This is a genomic window from Haloferax chudinovii, assembly GCF_042663345.1.
Classification (GTDB): Archaea; Halobacteriota; Halobacteria; order Halobacteriales; family Haloferacaceae; genus Haloferax; species Haloferax chudinovii.
Window position 1 is genome coordinate 1 of sequence record NZ_JBHTAB010000005.1, and the last position, 15,193, is coordinate 15,193.

A 15,193-nucleotide genomic window follows, 5' to 3' on the forward strand; every position below is an offset into this window, starting at 1 on the left:
TCGACGGGTAGAACCCGATTCGTTTTTCTTGCAGGACCGGTTTGTGGGCATCGAGGGCGCGTAGCTCAGTCGGACAGAGCGTCGGACTTCTAATCCGATGGTCGCGGGTTCGAATCCCGTCGCGCTCTTTTCGTTGTGGGAGACCGCCGAGCGACAGCGAGGCGTGTCGGAACGCCACGCGCGGGATTCGAATCAAAGAGCGACTGCCCCCTCGTCGCGTCGCCCCGAACACTGCCGAATCGTCGTGAACACCGCGACCTCCCACCATTCTCATTACGTGTTGGATAGTTGTCTCGTGTATGGTCTTTGCGTCCGACTCCCCGTTCGGGGGGCGATTCGAACAGACGATAGACGACGCGGTCGTCTACGGCGACGCCGAGATGGAGTCCGTGCTCCACGAGGGACCGGTCCGCGTGCTCGTCAACGGGTGGGTCGAGGTGCCGGGCGGCCGGTATCTCTCCCCGCACGCGGTCCATCACATCGACGCGCGAGTCCCCGAGTGACGACGGTTCTCAGACGACGGCCAACTCTCGTCCACATTCCGGGCACTCGTCGTCGACGATGGTCACCGGCGCGTCGCAGTCCGGACAGAACTCGCGGTAACACGCTCTCTCGCCCATACCGCTAGCTCGTTCGGCGAAGGAGATGAAGGTTGGGCGGCAATCCCGGCGCGGCGGTCATTCGTCGGCGACGTCCTTTCCCGGGTCAGCGAAGTTCGCGCCGAGTTCGGCACCGTAGCGCCGGGCGTAGACACCGGGGACCGCGAGCAGGTCGGTCGGCGCGCCGGATTCGACCACGACGCCCCCGTCGGCGACGTGGACGCGGTCGGCGTCGCGGACGGCGGCCGCGCTATCGGTCGCCACGACGAGCGGGGCGTCCGGTCGACGCATCGCGGCGAGGGTGGCCCGGAGGTTCGATGAGGAGGTGCTGTGCGGCGCGCGGACGAGCGGGACGACACCGGGGAGGAGCGCGCTCGCGAGCGCCGCCGCCTCGGAGAGACGGGGCGCGACGACGGCCAGAAACGGCGGTCGATTCGCGGGCGTGGTCGCGTCCGAGTCGGCGTCGGTCGCCGGGGTCTCGGGTGGGGACATACGTCCCGACAGAGGCTGTCTCGAGAGATAAGTATAGAGCCGAATACCGGCGTTTCACGAATCTTACCGGACGTTTTATAGATATTTGCCAACTTCTGTTGCGAACCGCTTGCCGATACGCCTACCGTCTCGGGGCGGCAGACGACGCCGCGTCGCGGACGCTCGATTAACGGCGTCCCAACCGACGCGCGAGCGGACAAAGCAGACGCTAACGGACGTGAAGCCGCAAAAAACGTCGTGAATTCGGCCGAGCGATTCGAGTCGATGCGAAGTCGGGGTGTGGGTGTATGGTGGCCTCTCTGGGCGCGATTTACATCGGCGTCACCGAGCGAAGCTCGGTGGCCCACGTGAAATTGGATTACCTACTCCAATTTCACATGGCACCGCCCATGCCGCCCATACCGCCCATGCCACCCATGCCGCCGCCCATGCCGCCGGGCGCGCCGCCTTCGTCGTCGTCGCCGCCGGTCTGGCCACCGGAGAGGTCGCCAGCCGCGATGACGTCGTCGATGCGGAGGATCATGACTGCGGCTTCGGTCGCGGACTCGATAGCCTGGGTCTTGACGCGGAGGGGCTCCACGACGCCCTCTTTTTCCATGTCGATGACCTCGCCCGTGTAGGCGTCGAGGCCGGCGGCGAACTCGCCGCCGTCGTGGCGCGAGCGCAGGTCGACGAGGGAGTCGATGGGGTCGAGACCGGCGTTCTCGGCGAGGGTGCGCGGGATGATGTCCAGCGCCTCGGCGAACGCCTCGACGGCGAGCTGTTCGCGGCCGCCGACGGAGTCGGCGAACTCGCGGAGCTGCAGGGAGAGCTCCGTCTCGGGCGCGCCGCCGCCGGGGAGGACCTTCCCGTCTTCGAGCGTCGTGCGGACGACGCCGAGGGAGTCCTCGATGGCGCGTTCGAGCTCGTCGACGACGTGCTCCGTGCCACCGCGGAGGATGAGCGTGACGGACTTCGCGTCCTCGACGTCCTCGACGAAGATGCGCTCGTCGCCGCCGACGTCCTTCTGTCCGACGGAGCCGGCGAAGCCGAGGTCGTCGGCCTCGATGTCGTCGAGACTGCTGACGACGCGGCCGCCCGTCGCGCGGGCGAGTCGCTTGAGGTCGGAGGACTTGGCGCGGCGGACCGCGAGGATGCCCTCCTTCGCGAGGTAGTGCTGGGCCATGTCGTCGATGCCGTCACCGACGAAGACGGCGTCGGCGCCGACCTCGACGAGCTGGTCGACCATCTCTTTCAGCTGTTTTTCTTCCTGGTCGAGGAACTGCTGAAGCTGGTCGGGGTCCGTGACGTTGACTTCCGCGTCGATTTCGGTCTCGCGGACTTCCAGCGCGTCGTCGAGGATGGCGATGTTCGCGTCCTCGACGGCGTAGGGCATGTTCTCGTCGACGCGCTCTTTGTCGACGATGACGCCCTCGACGAGCTCGGAGTTGTCGATGGTGCCGCCGACGACCTTCTCGATGGAGACGTTGTCCGTGTCGATGCCGCCTTCGTCCTTGACGGCCAGCACGGCGTCGACGACGAGTTCGGCGAGCAGGTCCTTCGCGGACTCCGCGCCCTTGCCGGTCATCGCCGTCGCGGCGATCTTCTGGAGGCTTTCGCGGTCGTCTTCCGTGACCTCGATAGCGTTGTCTTCGAGGACTTCCTTGGCCTTCTCGGCGGCCTGGCGGTAGCCCTGCGCGATGGTCGTCGCGTGGACGTCGGATTCGAGGAGGTCCTCGGCCTGGTCGAGGAGTTCGCCGGCGATGATGACGGCCGTCGTCGTGCCGTCTCCGACCTCGTCTTCCTGGGTCTCGGAGACTTCGACGATCATGTTGGCCGCGGGGTGGTCGATGTCCATCTCCTTGAGGATGGTGACGCCGTCGTTCGTGACCACGACCTGCCCGCCGGAGTCGACGAGCATCTTGTCCATCCCCTTGGGGCCGAGCGTCGTGCGTACGGCCTCTGCGACGGCCTTCCCGGCCGTGATGTTCATCGACTGCGCATCCTGTCCGGATGTGCGCTGGGAGTCCTCGCCCAGAATGATCATGGGCTGACCCTGCTGCATTCGCTGGCTCATAGTCATCGCTTGATTGTTTGTGATTCTATAAAAAAGCTTCGTTTATTGGTATGGCAAAACGCAACACGGTGGGGCGGTCGTCCCCCGGCGACGGCGGCCGGTTTCGACGGTTTATGAGTCGGTTATCGTCGGTTTCGTCGGGCGGTCTGGCCAGTCCGGAAGCGAGTGCGGTGAAAAGACGATGCGGGCGAGTGCAGTGTCGGCGGTGGACTCGTCGGCGGTGGCGTCTCAGTTGTTCTGCCGGACGTTGAAGCCCTGGGTCAGTTCGTTGTGCTTCCGTTCGAGGAAGGAGTACACCGCGCCGTGGGGCGCGCCGTCGAGAATCATCTCGACGGCCCGGCGGACGACCTCGACCTCCTCGGGTTGGCCGATGATGCCGAGCGTCGAGCCGTAGATGACCACGTCGGCACCCGTCAGCTCTTCCATGAGTTCGCGGGTGCGGCCGTCCTCGCCGATGAGGCGGCCCTTCTGTCGCCGCATGTCGTTTTTGTTTCGGGTGTGCCGGTCTATCTCGATGAGTTCGAACATCATCATCTCGTCGTCGAGGAGCGCCATCGCGTCCTCCGGGGCGAAGCCGCGGCCGACCGCTCGAACCACGTCGGGAGCGACCATACCGAGTACGGGGTCGCCGACGCTGTCGATGGCGACGCTTCCGTTCTCCGAGTCCACGTCGAGTCGGACTTCCGCGCGACTCTCTATCTCTCGGAGCGTCGAGCCACCTTCGCCGATGAGAACACCGATTCGGTCCTGCGGCACCTTGACGTGCTGCATATCACCCGATACCCGGCGGAGTGGTTTAAGCGTTCGCTCGGCGACTCGCCGCGTGTCTCGGTCGCACACCCGTCTCGCGGCGGGTCTGTGTCTCTCCTCGGTTCACTCGGCTCCGCCGTCCCCGTCTTCGGCCTCGTCGGCCGTGACGAACTCGTACAGCGAGTCGCCGTCGGCGTCGGCCCCCTGCCGCCGGAAGAAGTTGGCCACGTTGCGACAGTCCCGCCGGAGGAACTCCTCGGCGTTGGGGTGGTGGACCGTGACGGCCTGTCCGAGGTCGATGACGACGAGTTCGCCCTCGTGGATGATGAGGTTGTACTCCGAGAGGTCACCGTGGACGAGGCCGGCGCGGTGGAGTCGGCGCATGTACTCGCGGACCACCTCGTAGGCGGTCTGGGGGTTCTCGACGCGCACCTCCGAGAGCCGTCGCGCCCGGTCGTCGACGACGCCGACGAGTTCCATCACGAGGACGTTCCGTTGGACCGCGATGGGGTTCGGCACCCGGACGCCGGCGCGCTGGGCGCGTTCGAGGTTGGCGTACTCCTTTCTGACCCACGCGCGGACGACCTGCCCCTTGTCGTGGCCGATGTTCTCGAAGCGCGGGTCGCCTTCGAGGTAGTCGCGCATGTGCCGGAAGTCGGAGGCGTTGATGCGGTATATCTTGACCGCCACGTCGGTGTCGTCCTCGCCGAGCGCCTCGAAGACGTTGGCCTCCTTGCCTGTCGAAATCGGGCCGCCGAACGCGTCGATGTACCCGTCTTGGACGAGTTTGTAGATGGCGGCGAAGGTCGCGTCGTCGAACACCGACTGCTCGACTTTGAACTGGTCGGCGTCCTTCAGTCGAATTCGGAACTCGTCGAAGTCGCGGTCCTTGCGGCGCGCGATGCGGTCCGCCTCGTCGTCGGAGACGTCTATCTCCTCCCACTCGTCGCCGAACGCCTCGCCCTCTTGGGGTTCGACCATGCCGAACTCGTCAGTCATTGGACTAGGGCTACGGGAGGTGAGATAAAAAGGGCACAGGCTCCGGGTCGGTATCGGTCGGCGGTCGGTTGCCGGTCGGTCGGCGCGGTCTCGAACGCCTTACTGGATGTGGCCTTCGCGGCGGAGCTGGTCGGCCTCGGACTTCTCGTAGCGCCACGACACGTCGGCCTTCTCGTCCTGCCAGTCCCACGGTTCGACGAGCACCACGTCGTCTTCTCGAATCCAGATTCGCTTCTGCATCCGTCCGGGAATGCGAGCGGTCCGCTCGACGCCGTCGGCACAGCGGACGCGAATACGATTGGCCCCGAGCATGTTCGTCACGACGGCGAACACTTCGTCGTCGTTCGGCATTCGAAGGTCTCGGCGGCTCTCGTTCTCGTCGTCGCTCATGCGCGAGCGTTCGACGTGGGTATGGTTAAATCCGCCGACGTTCGACCGGTAGGAAGCGGACGGAACGACGCGTTTAGGGCGCTCCCGACCCGCCGTCGTCGTATGCTCGACAAACTCGGCACGAAGGGTATCGCCGGCGTCGTCTCCCTGCTCTTGGGTATCGGTATCGTCGCCTATCAAGCGCCCGTCGTCGCGGCGGGGCTCGCGTTCGTCGTCGCCGGTCTCGGTCTCGTCGCCAGCGGCCTCGCCGAGGGCGTAATGAAGATGTTCGGGATGGCCTGACGGGCCGCCGATTCCCGCGTTGGCTCACTCAGCTATCTTCGCGCGGCCCGGTTCGATGAGTTCGTCGAGGTAGTCCGCGAGCGCGCCCTTCGCGTCGGCCGGGTGGAGCTCGCCGGATTCGAGGTCGGCCTCCAGCGATTCGTAGTCGTCGTAGTCGAGGTTCCCGCCGTACTGGTCGGGGCGCTCGACGACGACCCGTTCGAAGCGCGGGAAGACGTGGTACTCGAAAATCTGGAGAACGGGGTTCTCGCGTTCCTCGCCCTCGTCGGTCGGGTCGGGGTCGGCCGTCGGCGGGCAGAACGCGCCGTTGACCTTGTCTTCGATGTCCGCCGCGGAGTCCTCCATCGAGATGGTGACGCCCTCGGAGGAGGACATCTTGCCGATGCCCGTCCCGAGGTCCGCGATGAGCGGCGTGTGCATGCAGGTCGGCGACTCCTCGCCGATGCCCGGGAGCGTGTCGCGGGCGAGCATGTGGACCTTGCGCTGTTCCATCCCGCCGATGGCGAGGTCCACGTCGAGGTAGACGATGTCGAGCGCCTGCATGATGGGGTAGACCGCCTGCGCGACGGTGACGCCGTCGCCGCTCTTGATCTCGGCCATGGCGCGTTCGGCGCGCGAGAGCGTCGTCTCCAGTTCGAGCGCGTGCAGGTCGAGGACGTAGCTCTCGTCGAGCTGGTACTCCGAGCCGAGGACGAACTCCGTCTGGCTCTCGTCGAGGCCGTAGGCGATGAACTGCGCTTTCATCCGCTCGGCCGTCTCGCGAATCTCCTCGAACGTGCCCTTGCCGTTGAGGTAGGCGTGTACGTCCGCCAGAAGCACGACCACCTCGAAGCCCGCCGCTTGGAGGTCGATGAGCTTGTTGGCGGTGAGCATGTGACCGATATGGAGGACGCCGGAGGGCTCGTAGCCCACGTACGCTCGCTTGCCCTCGGGGTCGTCGGCCAGCGCGCGCACTTCGTCCTCCGTGACCACTTCGGAGGCGTTCCGAGTGATCAGGTCGTATGCGTCCATACGTGTTCGGTGTCGGGGGCGTGGCATATGACTTCTGGAAGCCGCTCGCGGGCGAAACGGACAACACCCACCGGTCCCAACTCCGGGTGATGTCCGACTCAGGAACCACGACGCGTGCGCCCGCCATCATCTTCGCCGCGCTCATCCTCGTCGTCTTCGGCCTGCTCGCGGTCATGTGGGCGTCGGTCCGCGGCGGCGACCTCCTCCCGTACATCCTCGGGTTCGCCGTCTACTTCCTCGCGTTCCACGTCTACCTCCCGTACCGAGTCCACAGGGACGCGACGCTCAAGGGACGAAACGCGACGTTCTGGGCCGTTGTCGCCTTCCTCCTGCCGCTCGTCGGCGCGGCGCTGTACCTCGTGGTCGCCGTCGTCGTCGGCCACGACGCGACCGACTGAAAACCCGACTCGACGCTATCCGCGCCGGTTCTCGGCGCGGTGTTCGGAGATGATCTGGTCGACCATCTCCTCGCGCTGTTCCTTCTGGCGCTCCTCGGCCCGGTCTTCCCAGTCGTCGATGGCGGCGGCCACCTCGGACTCCTTCGCCACGGCGAGTTCGTCTATCTCCTGAATCGTCACGCCGTCGGCGGGTGCGACCGGCACGTCGGCCTCGAACAGCACCTCGTCTGCGACTTCCGAGAGGTTGCCCGACCGGAGGACGACGCGGGGGTCGAACGCGGCGAGTCGCTCGGCGGTCGTCCGCCCGGCCCCGCTGGCGTCGCGGAGGTAGACCACGTCGCCGCCGGCGATGCCGTACTCCTCGGCGGTGTGGTCGAGCGCGCCGTTCGTGAACTGCTCGACGATTTTGACCGGCACCAAACTGCCGTCGGTGTTCACCTCCGCGAAGTTCGAGTGGTCGAGCTTCCACAGCGACTTCAGTTGGTCGAGCTTGTCGGCGAGCTCCGCCTTGTCGGATTCGAGCGACTCGACTTTCCGCTCTAACCGGCCGTTCTCGCGTTCGAGCCGGGTGACCTCCCGGCGCTCCCGGGCCTCGCGACGCTCCTCGCGGCGGGCGTCCGAGAGCTCCTGTTTGTACTCCTCGATGGTCTCGTCTTTCTCCTCGATGGTCGACTTCAGGTCCTCGACGTGCGATTCCAGACGCTCGACCCGCGACCGCAACGTCCGAATCTCGCGTTCTTCGGGCGTGAGCTCGGGTTCCTCGTGAGCCTCCTCGTCGGAGTCGTCGCCGCCGTCGTCGGGGTCGTCGCTCATCTCTCGGAGGACGGCCTCGACCGACTCCTCGCTCCCGAGCACGCGGGCGATAACCTCCTCTCTGTCCACGTCGGCGGGCACCTTCCGTGAGATGCGCTCGAACTGGTCTTCGTGGTCGTCGAAGGCGAACAGCGCCGCGGCGAGCGCGTCGCGCTCGTGGTCGTTCTCGTAGTCGACCTCGCGGGTCCGGTGGAGCTTCTCGTCGACGGGGAGGTCGCTCGGCGGGGCCCAGCCGGCGGCGTCGAAGCTCCGCCGGAACTTCTCGACCGTCTCGGGCATCGGCTGGACGTCGGCGGCGACGAGACTGGGCCGCCCGCGCTCGATGAGCCACTCGATGACCCCGGCGGTGTCGGCGGTGCGCGTCGAGTGCACGTCGAGGACGCGGCCATCGAACCCGACGACGGCGACGGCGGTGGTCGTGCCGGGGTCGATGCCGACGATGACGCGGTCGCGGCGCTTCACGAGGGGTTCGAACTCGATGCCGTCGCGGCGCTCGCGCTCGATTTCGACGCGGGTGTCGCCCGAGCGGTGGGTGGACACGGGAATGTCCTCGGGCCGCGCCTCGACGGTGAAAAGCGCCTGCGAGTAGCCGCCGTACTTCTCCGTCACGTCCCGCTCGTAGTCGAGGTTGGCCTCCTTCAGCGCCGACTCGACCTCGCGGGTCTGCTGTTTGACCGACCCGTGGATGCGGCGCGTGTAGCGGTCCTGACTCCACCCGCCCTTGCCGGTCGAGCGGCCGCGAGAGACCTTCACGGTCGTCGTGTTCTCGAAGGCGGCGACCTCGTAGCCGACGTTGCCGAGGGCGAGCAGGGCCGCGGCCTCGGCCTCCTTCATCGGGTCTTTGCCGTAGGGGACGCCGTGGCGCGAGGCGACCCGCGAGAGCGGTTCCGGCCGCTCCGCGCCGGTCACCTGCACCAACTGCGTCCCGTGGGGGAGCCACCGCAGGAACCGGACTAAATCGTCCTTGTCGGTCGCCAACTCGTACATGTTGTCCGTGGCGACGACGCGCGGTTCGTCGCGCTCGATGAGTCGGCGTAACTTGCGGAAGGAGACCACGTCTCGTTCGATTCGGACCTCGTCTGACTCGGTGTCTCGGGTGTCCAACACGACCAGCGCGTACGACGGCGAGTCGCCGCGGATATCGCCGCTCTGGATGTCGACGCCGAAGACGACCGAGTCGAGCGCACTCGTCCGGTCGTTCACGACGGCGACTAGGGCCGCGCCGAATATATACTCCACGCCGGTCGCGGGTGCCGACTCGACCGGGTGTCGCGTTTGCGCGACGCGGCCGTCGAGTGGGTTCCGCCGGGGACACCGCCGCCGCGACCCACGGCTGACACGAAACAAACAAGTCTCGGCTATTTGAAATGGAACTGATGAGTTCTGACATCCCCGACCCGCCGTCGGTGACCTCCCGGTCGCTGACGCGCATCGCCCTCATCGGTGTCGTCGCCCTCCTCCTTATCGCCGCCCCTATCGCCGGGCTCCTCGCGTGGGAACCCGTCGAAGAGGGGAACGTCAAGGTCGTCAAGAAGTGGGGCGCGACCACCGGCACCGTCTTCGAACCCGGCGCGCACTTCGTCAACCCCGTCTCGCAGTCGACCTCGTCGCTGTCGGTGCGACCGCAGTCGTACACGATGTCGTCGTCGACGAGCGAAGGCGACAAACGGGGCGACGACGCCATCACGGTCCTGACCGAAGACGGCCTCCGGACGGACATCGACGTGACCGTCCGCTACCGCATCGACGCCGGGCAGGCCGTCGAGTTCTACCGCAACTACCGGACGCTCGACACCGCCGAAGAGCGACTGATTCGTCCGTCGATTCGGTCGGTGCTCCGGACCGAGGCGGGCCGACTGCCCGTCACCGTCATCTACACCGGCGAGGGCCAGACCCAACTGAAGGCCGCCGCCGAGAAGGAACTCGCCGAGGAGTTCGCCGAGGACGGCCTCATCCTCGAAGCGGTGCAGGTCCGCAACGTCGAACTCCCCGCCGAGTACGCGCAGGCGGTCGAACAGAAGGAAATCACCGAACAGCGCCGCCAGCAGAAGCAGGACGAACTCGCCGTCGAGGAGTTGGAGGCCGAGCGCAAGCGCATCGAGGCGCAGGGGCAGGCCGACGCCAACCGCATCCTCGCGGAGTCGCTGTCCGACGAGGTGCTGGCCCAGAAGTACATCGAGAAGCTCGACGAGACGGACACCGTCTACATCCCGGTCGGCGACGGCGGTTACCCGCAGTTCGTCCGGTCGCTCGATAGCGACCGGTCGTCCTCGTCGGATTCGTCGTCGAGTTCGTCCGCCGGTTCGTCGTCGGATGATAACTCGGCGTCGTCGAGGTCGTCGTCCTCGTCCGGCTCCGAAAACGAGACGAGCAACTGACACCGCCGATGCGTCTCCTCCGCGAACTGGCCGCCGCGGTCGTGTTGCTCGTCGTCGTCGGCGTCCTCGCGCGCTCCGGCGTCGGTCGGTTCGTCCTGCCGGTCGTCGGCCTCGCGGTCGTCGCGGCGCTCGCGGCGCTCCTGTCCAAACGCCCGGCGTATCCGCGGACGGCGGTCGGCCCGCGGACGAGAATCATCGAATCGGCCGTCGAGGCCGCGGACGCCGCCTGCGTCGAGTGCGGGTCGCCCGCGACGACGCGCCGGCGGTACGTCCGCGAGTGGGTCGTCCTCGGGGTCCCGGTCGTCCTCCTCGACGACGGCGACAACCCCGTCTGCGACGACCACCGGGACTGAATCTCTTTTTTTCGCGCGTCTCGCCGTCCGGCTACTCCCCGGTCTCGGCCCCGCCGCCGTCGCTGTCGGCGTACGGAAGCTCCAGTTTCTGGCCGTCTTCGGCGACGAACGCCTCGCCGTCGTACACCTCGCGGGCCTGTTCGAGAAGCGGGCTCGGGTCGGCGGCGTAGCGGGCGGAGACGTGCGTCAGCGCGAACCGTCGAACGTCGGCGTCGCGGGCGATTCGGGCGGCCTCGCGGGCGGTCGAGTGCGCGGTCTGTTTCGCCCGCTCGGCCTCCTCGTCGGTGAACGTCGCGTCGTGGACGAGCAGGTCGGCGTCGCGGGCGACCTCGACGGTCGAGTCGAGCGGGCGGGTGTCGCCCGTGTAGACGACGGTTCGCCCGGGCCGGGGGTCGCCGACGACCCGCTCGGAGCGCACGACGGTCCCGTCTTCGAGCTCCACGTCCTCGCCGGCGTGGAGGCGGCCGAACGCCGGGCCGACGGGGACGCCGAGTGCCTCGGCCTTCTCGCGGTCGAACCGGCCGGGGCGGTCGTCCTCGACGAGGGCGTAGCCGACGGAGGCGGTCCGGTGTTCGGTGTCGAACGCGCGGACCTCGTAGTCGTCGGCGCGGTAGGCGACGTTCCCCGGTCGGACCTCGTGGACGGAGACGTGGAAGCCGGGCTGGTAGCCGCCGGCGTGGACGAGGTTTTCGAGGTGGCGCTTGCTCCCCGGCGGGCCGTGGATGGCAAGCGAGGCGTCGCGGTCGTTGAAGTCGAGCGTCTGAATCAGGCCGGGGATGCCGAGGATGTGGTCGCCGTGGAGATGGGTGACGAACAGGTGGCTGACGCCGAACCCGGTCCCGTAGCGCATCATCTGGCGTTGCGTGCCCTCCCCGCAATCGAACAACAGGCGCTCGCCGTCGCGGTTCACGAGGAACGCGCTCGGCGCACGCGCCGTGGTGGGGACGGCCCCGCCGGTCCCGAGGAAGGTCGCGCGCATGGACATGCACCACAATGATCGCGGCGGGACTAAACGTGCGTCGAATCCGTCGCGGCCTCGGGGCTCGCCCACAGGACCCCCGAATCCGTCCGACGCCCCGGACCGACCGATTCTTACCCGACCGTCTGCTACCGGAGTCCAATGGACGCGCCGCTGTGGACTGAGACGCACGCGCCGGGGCTCGACGACCTCCCACAGCCGGAGGTCCGCGACCGCCTCCGACGCGCCGTGGACGAACCGATGAACCTCGTCGTACAGGGCCCGCCGGGCGTCGGCAAGACCGCCGCCGTCCGCGCGCTGGCCCGCGAGGCGCACTCGGACCCCGAAAACGACCTCATCGAACTCAACGTCGCGGACTTCTTCAACCGGACCAAAAAGCAGATTCGCGCCGACCCGCGGTTCGAGCAGTTCCTCGACGGCCGCAGTCGCATGGCGAAACGCGACATGATAAACCGCGTGCTCAAGGAGTCCGCCAGCTACGCCCCGATGTCCGGGGAGTACAAGACCATCGTCCTCGACAACGCCGAGTCCATCCGCGAGGACTTCCAGCAGGCGCTCCGCCGCGTGATGGAACAGCACCACCGGACCACGCAGTTCGTCATCATCACGCGCCAGCCCTCGAAGCTCATCCCTCCGATTCGCTCGCGGTGTTTCCCGGTTCCCATGCCCGCGCCCGACGACGAGGCGCTCGAAGCGCTTCTCGCCGACATCCTCGACGCCGAGGGAGTCGACTACGACGCCGGCGGCCTTCAGTTCCTCACCGACGCCTCGAACGGGAACGTCCGCAAGGCAATCCTCTCGGCCCAGCGGACGGCCACCGAGGCCGACGAGGTCACCATGTCCACGGTCCACGCCGCCCTCGGCGACGTGGGCTTCGACGACGAGCTGAAGACGCTCCTCATCAACGCCCGCGAGGGCGACATCAAGGACGCCCGCAAGACCCTCACGACGCTCCTCGACGACGAGGGCTACGAGGGGCAGGAACTCCTCCGCGACATCCTCCGCGTCGCCGACTCCACCCCCGAGCGCTTCGCCGGCGGCGAACTCGCCCGCCTGCACGAACTCGCCGGGCAGGTCGACCTCGACATCTCGACGGGCATCGACGACCGCCTGCACATCACCCACCTCCTCACGAGTTGGGGCGCGGACGTCCGCGGCGAGGCATAATGCAGTTCGCACCCGGCTACCGACGGTTCGCGCTTCCCGCCTTCGTCGGCGCGGCGGTCGCGGCGGTCGTCTTCCCGCCGCTCGGGGCCGTACTTCTCGCGGTCGGCGCGTTCGTCCTCTGGTTCTTCCGCGACCCCGAGCGCTCGCCGCCCGACGAACCGGGCGTCGTCGCCCCCGCCGACGGGCGCGTCTCCGTGATTCGCGTCGAGGACGGCCGCGTCCGCGTGGGCGTGTTCATGAACGTCACCGACGTGCACGTCAACCGCGCGCCCGTCTCCGGCGCGGTCCGGACCGTCACCCACCGCCCCGGCGCGCACAGGCCGGCGTTCTCGAAGGACTCCGACCGCAACGAGCGCGTCGACATCGAACTCGGCACCGACGGGGGCGACCACGAGGTGTCGCTCATCGCCGGCGCGTTCGCCCGCCGGATTCACTCGTACGTCGCGCCCGGCGACGAACTCGTTCGCGGACAGAAACTCGGACACATCGACTTCGGCTCGCGGGCGGACGTGCTGTTGCCGCCGGAATACGGCTCCGGGGACGTGGTCGTCGAAAAAGGCGAGTCGGTGCGGGCGGGCGAGACGGTGCTGGCGCGGCGATAGCCGGACGAGCGTCCGGGCTATCCGCCGACACAAGATAGTTGTTCTGACAGAAAATACACAGTTCATGCACCGCAGACGGGTCCTCGCGTCTCTCGGCTCGCTCGCCTTCATTTCCGGGTGTCTCGGCGACCCCACCGAATCCTCAACTGAGACGACGACCGAAACGACGACAACCACGACCACGACCGCCACCGACTCGGAGACCACCGAATCCGGACAGGCGGCAACCACCGCGGACGACTGCGGGTGGCCGCAGTTCTGTGAGGGGTCGGAACTCGTTCGCGTCCGGGTCAGCGGCGGTTTCTCCGGCGAGGTCGTGTTGCAACCCGCGTGCCGCGAGGACGACATCGAACTCTCGTCCGGCGAGACGGTGACGCTCACCCGGCAGGTCGACGCCGAGACCTGCGACGTGACACTCCTCGTCGACGGCGAGGTGGCGTACGACGAACGGATTCGGGACTACGAGTTCGTGATGGTGCGCGTCGGCTCGGACGGCGACCTCACGCTCCAGAAGGAAGTGCTGTAGCTGTCTCGGCCCGCTTGACTACCGGAGCGTCTCGACGGCGAGCATCGCCACCGAGACGACGAGCGAGAGGACCGACACCACGAGGGCGAACTGATAGTACGGATTCGAACCGTTCGGGTACGACAGGAGCGAAAACAGCAGGAACGCCGACCCCATCGCGACGATAGTCGCCGCCCGCGGGTCGGGGTCGTACGCCTCGGCGACAGCGGTTCGAACCCTACGGAGCATGCGCTCGCTTCGACGCGCTGGCGGATAGCTATGTCGGGCGGCTGAATGGACACTGTTGATTGCGACGGCTAGTCGGCCGCCGATTCCGCTCACCGATGCAGGAGATGCACGTACCGTACCAGCGACCGGTGGACCCGCCGCTCGAACACCCGTTCGACCTCCCAGCCGGCGTTCTCGGCCTCCTCCGCCCACAACCGGTCGGCGACCATCACGCACTCTGGGGCGACCCGGCGGACCTCAGCCAGCGCCCCGCCGACGAGGTCCGAAAGCGAGTGGCGCGCGATTTTCGACTGCCGGCCGTAGGGGGCGTCGAACACCGCGCCGTCCATCGAGTCGTCGCTGAAGGGGAGCGCGGTGGCGTCGCCGCGGACCACGTCGCCGGAGCCGACGTAGTGACGGAGGTTCTCCCGCGCGCCGCCGACCATCTTCGCTTGGGCGTCGACGCCGACCACGTCGGCACCGACGAGGCCCGCTTCGAGGAGGACGCCGCCGGTACCGCACATCGGGTCCAGAATCCGGGCACCGGGCTCCGCGCCGGCCATGTTGACGAAGGCGCGGGCGTCCACGGGAGCCATGCTCCCCGGCTGGAAGAACGGTCGGTCGGTCGGCTTCCTGTCGGCGAAGTCGCGGACGGCCTCGACGGCGGTCCAGCCGACGAGACAGGCGTCCTCGGAGAAGTAGACCCGAAGCTCGTGGTCGGGGTCGTCCAAATCGACGCCGAAGCCCCGCTCGACGAGCGCCGACCCGAGTTCGCGCTCGGCGTCGGTCGTACTGATATCGGTGAGCCCTCGCACGTCGCGGGCGCGGACGGCGACGGTCCCCTCGCGGTCGACGTTCGCCGCCGCGACGACGGCGCGGGCGGCCTCGATGTCGGGGTCACACCGCCCGACCAGTTCGACGACGCGACGGGTGTAGGCGAGTCGCCGCGCGCGCTCCGGTTCGACGCCGCGGGCGGTGGCGAGGCCCGGGGCGACGACCGTCACGCCCGTCGCGGCCGCCTCGGCCTCGCGGGCGGCGAAGGCGTCTTCCTCGCCGGCGAGTTCCAGTCCGTACACGCTCGGACCTGACGGGCCGCGGAAATGAGGGTATCGGTCGTCGTCGCGCCCGCGGGCGCGCCGGCCGGCCCGGACCGACCGCGACCCCGATGAACCCGACAGCCCGACGACGGCG

The 15,193-nt window shown here is 67.8% G+C and carries 18 protein-coding genes and 1 tRNA gene; 9 read left to right on the top strand and 10 right to left on the bottom strand.

All coding sequences use genetic code 11. The annotated features are described in order from the left end of the window. Positions 1-54 precede the first annotated feature (54 nt). Positions 55-128: transfer RNA gene (locus tag ACFQI8_RS10605), tRNA-Arg, on the top strand. Positions 129-299: 171 nt separating this feature from the next. Further along, positions 300-503, top strand: coding sequence for a hypothetical protein (locus ACFQI8_RS10610; protein ID WP_390244582.1), 204 nt, complete (start codon positions 300-302; stop codon positions 501-503). Positions 504-677: 174 nt separating this feature from the next. On the opposite strand, the gene ACFQI8_RS10615 is transcribed toward ACFQI8_RS10610, so the two are convergent. The 5 genes from ACFQI8_RS10615 to eif1A all read right to left on the bottom strand — a co-directional run bounded on the left by ACFQI8_RS10615 (position 678) and on the right by eif1A (position 5,286). Continuing rightward, positions 678-1,091 carry a hypothetical protein gene (locus ACFQI8_RS10615; protein WP_390244584.1) on the bottom strand — a complete coding sequence of 138 codons (414 nt, stop codon included), beginning with the start codon at positions 1,089-1,091 and terminating at the stop codon, positions 678-680. 373 nt (positions 1,092-1,464) lie between these two features. Next, on the bottom strand, positions 1,465-3,117 hold the full coding sequence (gene thsA / locus ACFQI8_RS10620) for a thermosome subunit alpha (RefSeq protein ID WP_390244968.1): 1,653 nt from the start codon (positions 3,115-3,117) through the stop codon (positions 1,465-1,467). Positions 3,118-3,375: 258 nt separating this feature from the next. Then, the gene (locus tag ACFQI8_RS10625) at positions 3,376-3,918 is read right to left on the bottom strand and encodes a KH domain-containing protein (RefSeq protein ID WP_390244586.1); all 543 of its coding nucleotides are present in this window, start codon (positions 3,916-3,918) and stop codon (positions 3,376-3,378) included. A gap of 102 nt (positions 3,919-4,020) precedes the next feature. Next, positions 4,021-4,896 carry a serine/threonine-protein kinase Rio1 gene (gene rio1, locus ACFQI8_RS10630; protein WP_390244588.1) on the bottom strand — a complete coding sequence of 292 codons (876 nt, stop codon included), beginning with the start codon at positions 4,894-4,896 and terminating at the stop codon, positions 4,021-4,023. A 99-nt stretch (positions 4,897-4,995) separates the two neighbouring features. After that, complete coding sequence (gene eif1A / locus ACFQI8_RS10635) at positions 4,996-5,286, bottom strand: translation initiation factor eIF-1A (RefSeq protein WP_004045248.1); 291 nt, start codon at positions 5,284-5,286, stop codon at positions 4,996-4,998. Between the two features lie 102 nt (positions 5,287-5,388). On the opposite strand from eif1A, the gene ACFQI8_RS10640 reads away from it, so the two are divergent. After that, a complete protein-coding gene (locus ACFQI8_RS10640; RefSeq protein ID WP_004973908.1) occupies positions 5,389-5,568 on the top strand; it encodes a DUF7470 family protein in 180 nt (59 codons plus the stop codon). A gap of 24 nt (positions 5,569-5,592) precedes the next feature. Here the strand turns inward: ACFQI8_RS10640 and ACFQI8_RS10645 are convergent, their stop codons facing one another. Beyond that, positions 5,593-6,579: a tyrosine--tRNA ligase gene (locus ACFQI8_RS10645; RefSeq protein ID WP_390244591.1), complete on the bottom strand. Its 987-nt coding sequence runs from the start codon at positions 6,577-6,579 to the stop codon at positions 5,593-5,595. Between the two features lie 20 nt (positions 6,580-6,599). Here ACFQI8_RS10645 and ACFQI8_RS10650 point away from each other — a divergent pair, with 20 nt between their 5' ends. Then, positions 6,600-6,977 (top strand): ATPase, encoded by a 378-nt coding sequence (locus ACFQI8_RS10650; RefSeq protein WP_390244593.1) that lies wholly within the window; start codon positions 6,600-6,602, stop codon positions 6,975-6,977. Between the two features lie 15 nt (positions 6,978-6,992). Here the strand turns inward: ACFQI8_RS10650 and ACFQI8_RS10655 are convergent, their stop codons facing one another. Then, positions 6,993-8,993 carry a DUF460 domain-containing protein gene (locus ACFQI8_RS10655; RefSeq protein WP_390244594.1) on the bottom strand — a complete coding sequence of 667 codons (2,001 nt, stop codon included), beginning with the start codon at positions 8,991-8,993 and terminating at the stop codon, positions 6,993-6,995. Between the two features lie 173 nt (positions 8,994-9,166). Here ACFQI8_RS10655 and ACFQI8_RS10660 point away from each other — a divergent pair, with 173 nt between their 5' ends. After that, positions 9,167-10,168, top strand: a complete 1,002-nt coding sequence (locus ACFQI8_RS10660; protein ID WP_390244596.1) for a prohibitin family protein — start codon at positions 9,167-9,169, stop codon at positions 10,166-10,168. Between the two features lie 8 nt (positions 10,169-10,176). After that, positions 10,177-10,521, top strand: a complete 345-nt coding sequence (locus ACFQI8_RS10665) for a DUF8108 domain-containing protein (RefSeq protein WP_390244598.1) — start codon at positions 10,177-10,179, stop codon at positions 10,519-10,521. Between the two features lie 31 nt (positions 10,522-10,552). Here the strand turns inward: ACFQI8_RS10665 and rnz are convergent, their stop codons facing one another. Then, positions 10,553-11,500 (bottom strand): ribonuclease Z, encoded by a 948-nt coding sequence (gene rnz / locus ACFQI8_RS10670; protein WP_390244969.1) that lies wholly within the window; start codon positions 11,498-11,500, stop codon positions 10,553-10,555. A gap of 141 nt (positions 11,501-11,641) precedes the next feature. Here rnz and ACFQI8_RS10675 point away from each other — a divergent pair, with 141 nt between their 5' ends. From ACFQI8_RS10675 to ACFQI8_RS10685, 3 genes are all read left to right on the top strand, one after another. Further along, positions 11,642-12,667, top strand: a complete 1,026-nt coding sequence (locus ACFQI8_RS10675) for an AAA family ATPase (RefSeq protein ID WP_390244600.1) — start codon at positions 11,642-11,644, stop codon at positions 12,665-12,667. Then, positions 12,667-13,269 (top strand): protein sorting system archaetidylserine decarboxylase, encoded by a 603-nt coding sequence (locus ACFQI8_RS10680; protein WP_390244602.1) that lies wholly within the window; start codon positions 12,667-12,669, stop codon positions 13,267-13,269. Before ACFQI8_RS10675 ends, ACFQI8_RS10680 begins: the two co-directional genes overlap by 1 nt. A 64-nt stretch (positions 13,270-13,333) precedes the next feature. Continuing rightward, positions 13,334-13,795 (top strand): hypothetical protein, encoded by a 462-nt coding sequence (locus ACFQI8_RS10685; RefSeq protein ID WP_390244604.1) that lies wholly within the window; start codon positions 13,334-13,336, stop codon positions 13,793-13,795. 18 nt (positions 13,796-13,813) lie between these two features. On the opposite strand, the gene ACFQI8_RS10690 is transcribed toward ACFQI8_RS10685, so the two are convergent. Then, a complete protein-coding gene (locus tag ACFQI8_RS10690; RefSeq protein WP_390244606.1) occupies positions 13,814-14,023 on the bottom strand; it encodes a hypothetical protein in 210 nt (69 codons plus the stop codon). An 89-nt stretch (positions 14,024-14,112) separates the two neighbouring features. Next, positions 14,113-15,069, bottom strand: coding sequence for a methyltransferase domain-containing protein (locus tag ACFQI8_RS10695; protein ID WP_390244970.1), 957 nt, complete (start codon positions 15,067-15,069; stop codon positions 14,113-14,115). Between the last annotated feature and the right edge of the window lie 124 nt (positions 15,070-15,193).

Coding starts and splice junctions, on each gene's coding strand:
- rnz (WP_390244969.1), bottom strand. CDS start 11,500: ATGCGCGCGACCTTCCTCGGGACCGGCGGGGCCGTCCCCACCACGGCG.
- ACFQI8_RS10645 (WP_390244591.1), bottom strand. CDS start 6,579: ATGGACGCATACGACCTGATCACTCGGAACGCCTCCGAAGTGGTCACG.
- ACFQI8_RS10610 (WP_390244582.1), top strand. CDS start 300: ATGGTCTTTGCGTCCGACTCCCCGTTCGGGGGGCGATTCGAACAGACG.
- ACFQI8_RS10660 (WP_390244596.1), top strand. CDS start 9,167: ATGAGTTCTGACATCCCCGACCCGCCGTCGGTGACCTCCCGGTCGCTG.
- ACFQI8_RS10665 (WP_390244598.1), top strand. CDS start 10,177: ATGCGTCTCCTCCGCGAACTGGCCGCCGCGGTCGTGTTGCTCGTCGTC.
- rio1 (WP_390244588.1), bottom strand. CDS start 4,896: ATGACTGACGAGTTCGGCATGGTCGAACCCCAAGAGGGCGAGGCGTTC.
- ACFQI8_RS10640 (WP_004973908.1), top strand. CDS start 5,389: ATGCTCGACAAACTCGGCACGAAGGGTATCGCCGGCGTCGTCTCCCTG.
- eif1A (WP_004045248.1), bottom strand. CDS start 5,286: ATGAGCGACGACGAGAACGAGAGCCGCCGAGACCTTCGAATGCCGAAC.
- thsA (WP_390244968.1), bottom strand. CDS start 3,117: ATGATCATTCTGGGCGAGGACTCCCAGCGCACATCCGGACAGGATGCG.
- ACFQI8_RS10625 (WP_390244586.1), bottom strand. CDS start 3,918: ATGCAGCACGTCAAGGTGCCGCAGGACCGAATCGGTGTTCTCATCGGC.
- ACFQI8_RS10615 (WP_390244584.1), bottom strand. CDS start 1,091: ATGTCCCCACCCGAGACCCCGGCGACCGACGCCGACTCGGACGCGACC.
- ACFQI8_RS10685 (WP_390244604.1), top strand. CDS start 13,334: ATGCACCGCAGACGGGTCCTCGCGTCTCTCGGCTCGCTCGCCTTCATT.
- ACFQI8_RS10675 (WP_390244600.1), top strand. CDS start 11,642: ATGGACGCGCCGCTGTGGACTGAGACGCACGCGCCGGGGCTCGACGAC.
- ACFQI8_RS10680 (WP_390244602.1), top strand. CDS start 12,667: ATGCAGTTCGCACCCGGCTACCGACGGTTCGCGCTTCCCGCCTTCGTC.
- ACFQI8_RS10690 (WP_390244606.1), bottom strand. CDS start 14,023: ATGCTCCGTAGGGTTCGAACCGCTGTCGCCGAGGCGTACGACCCCGAC.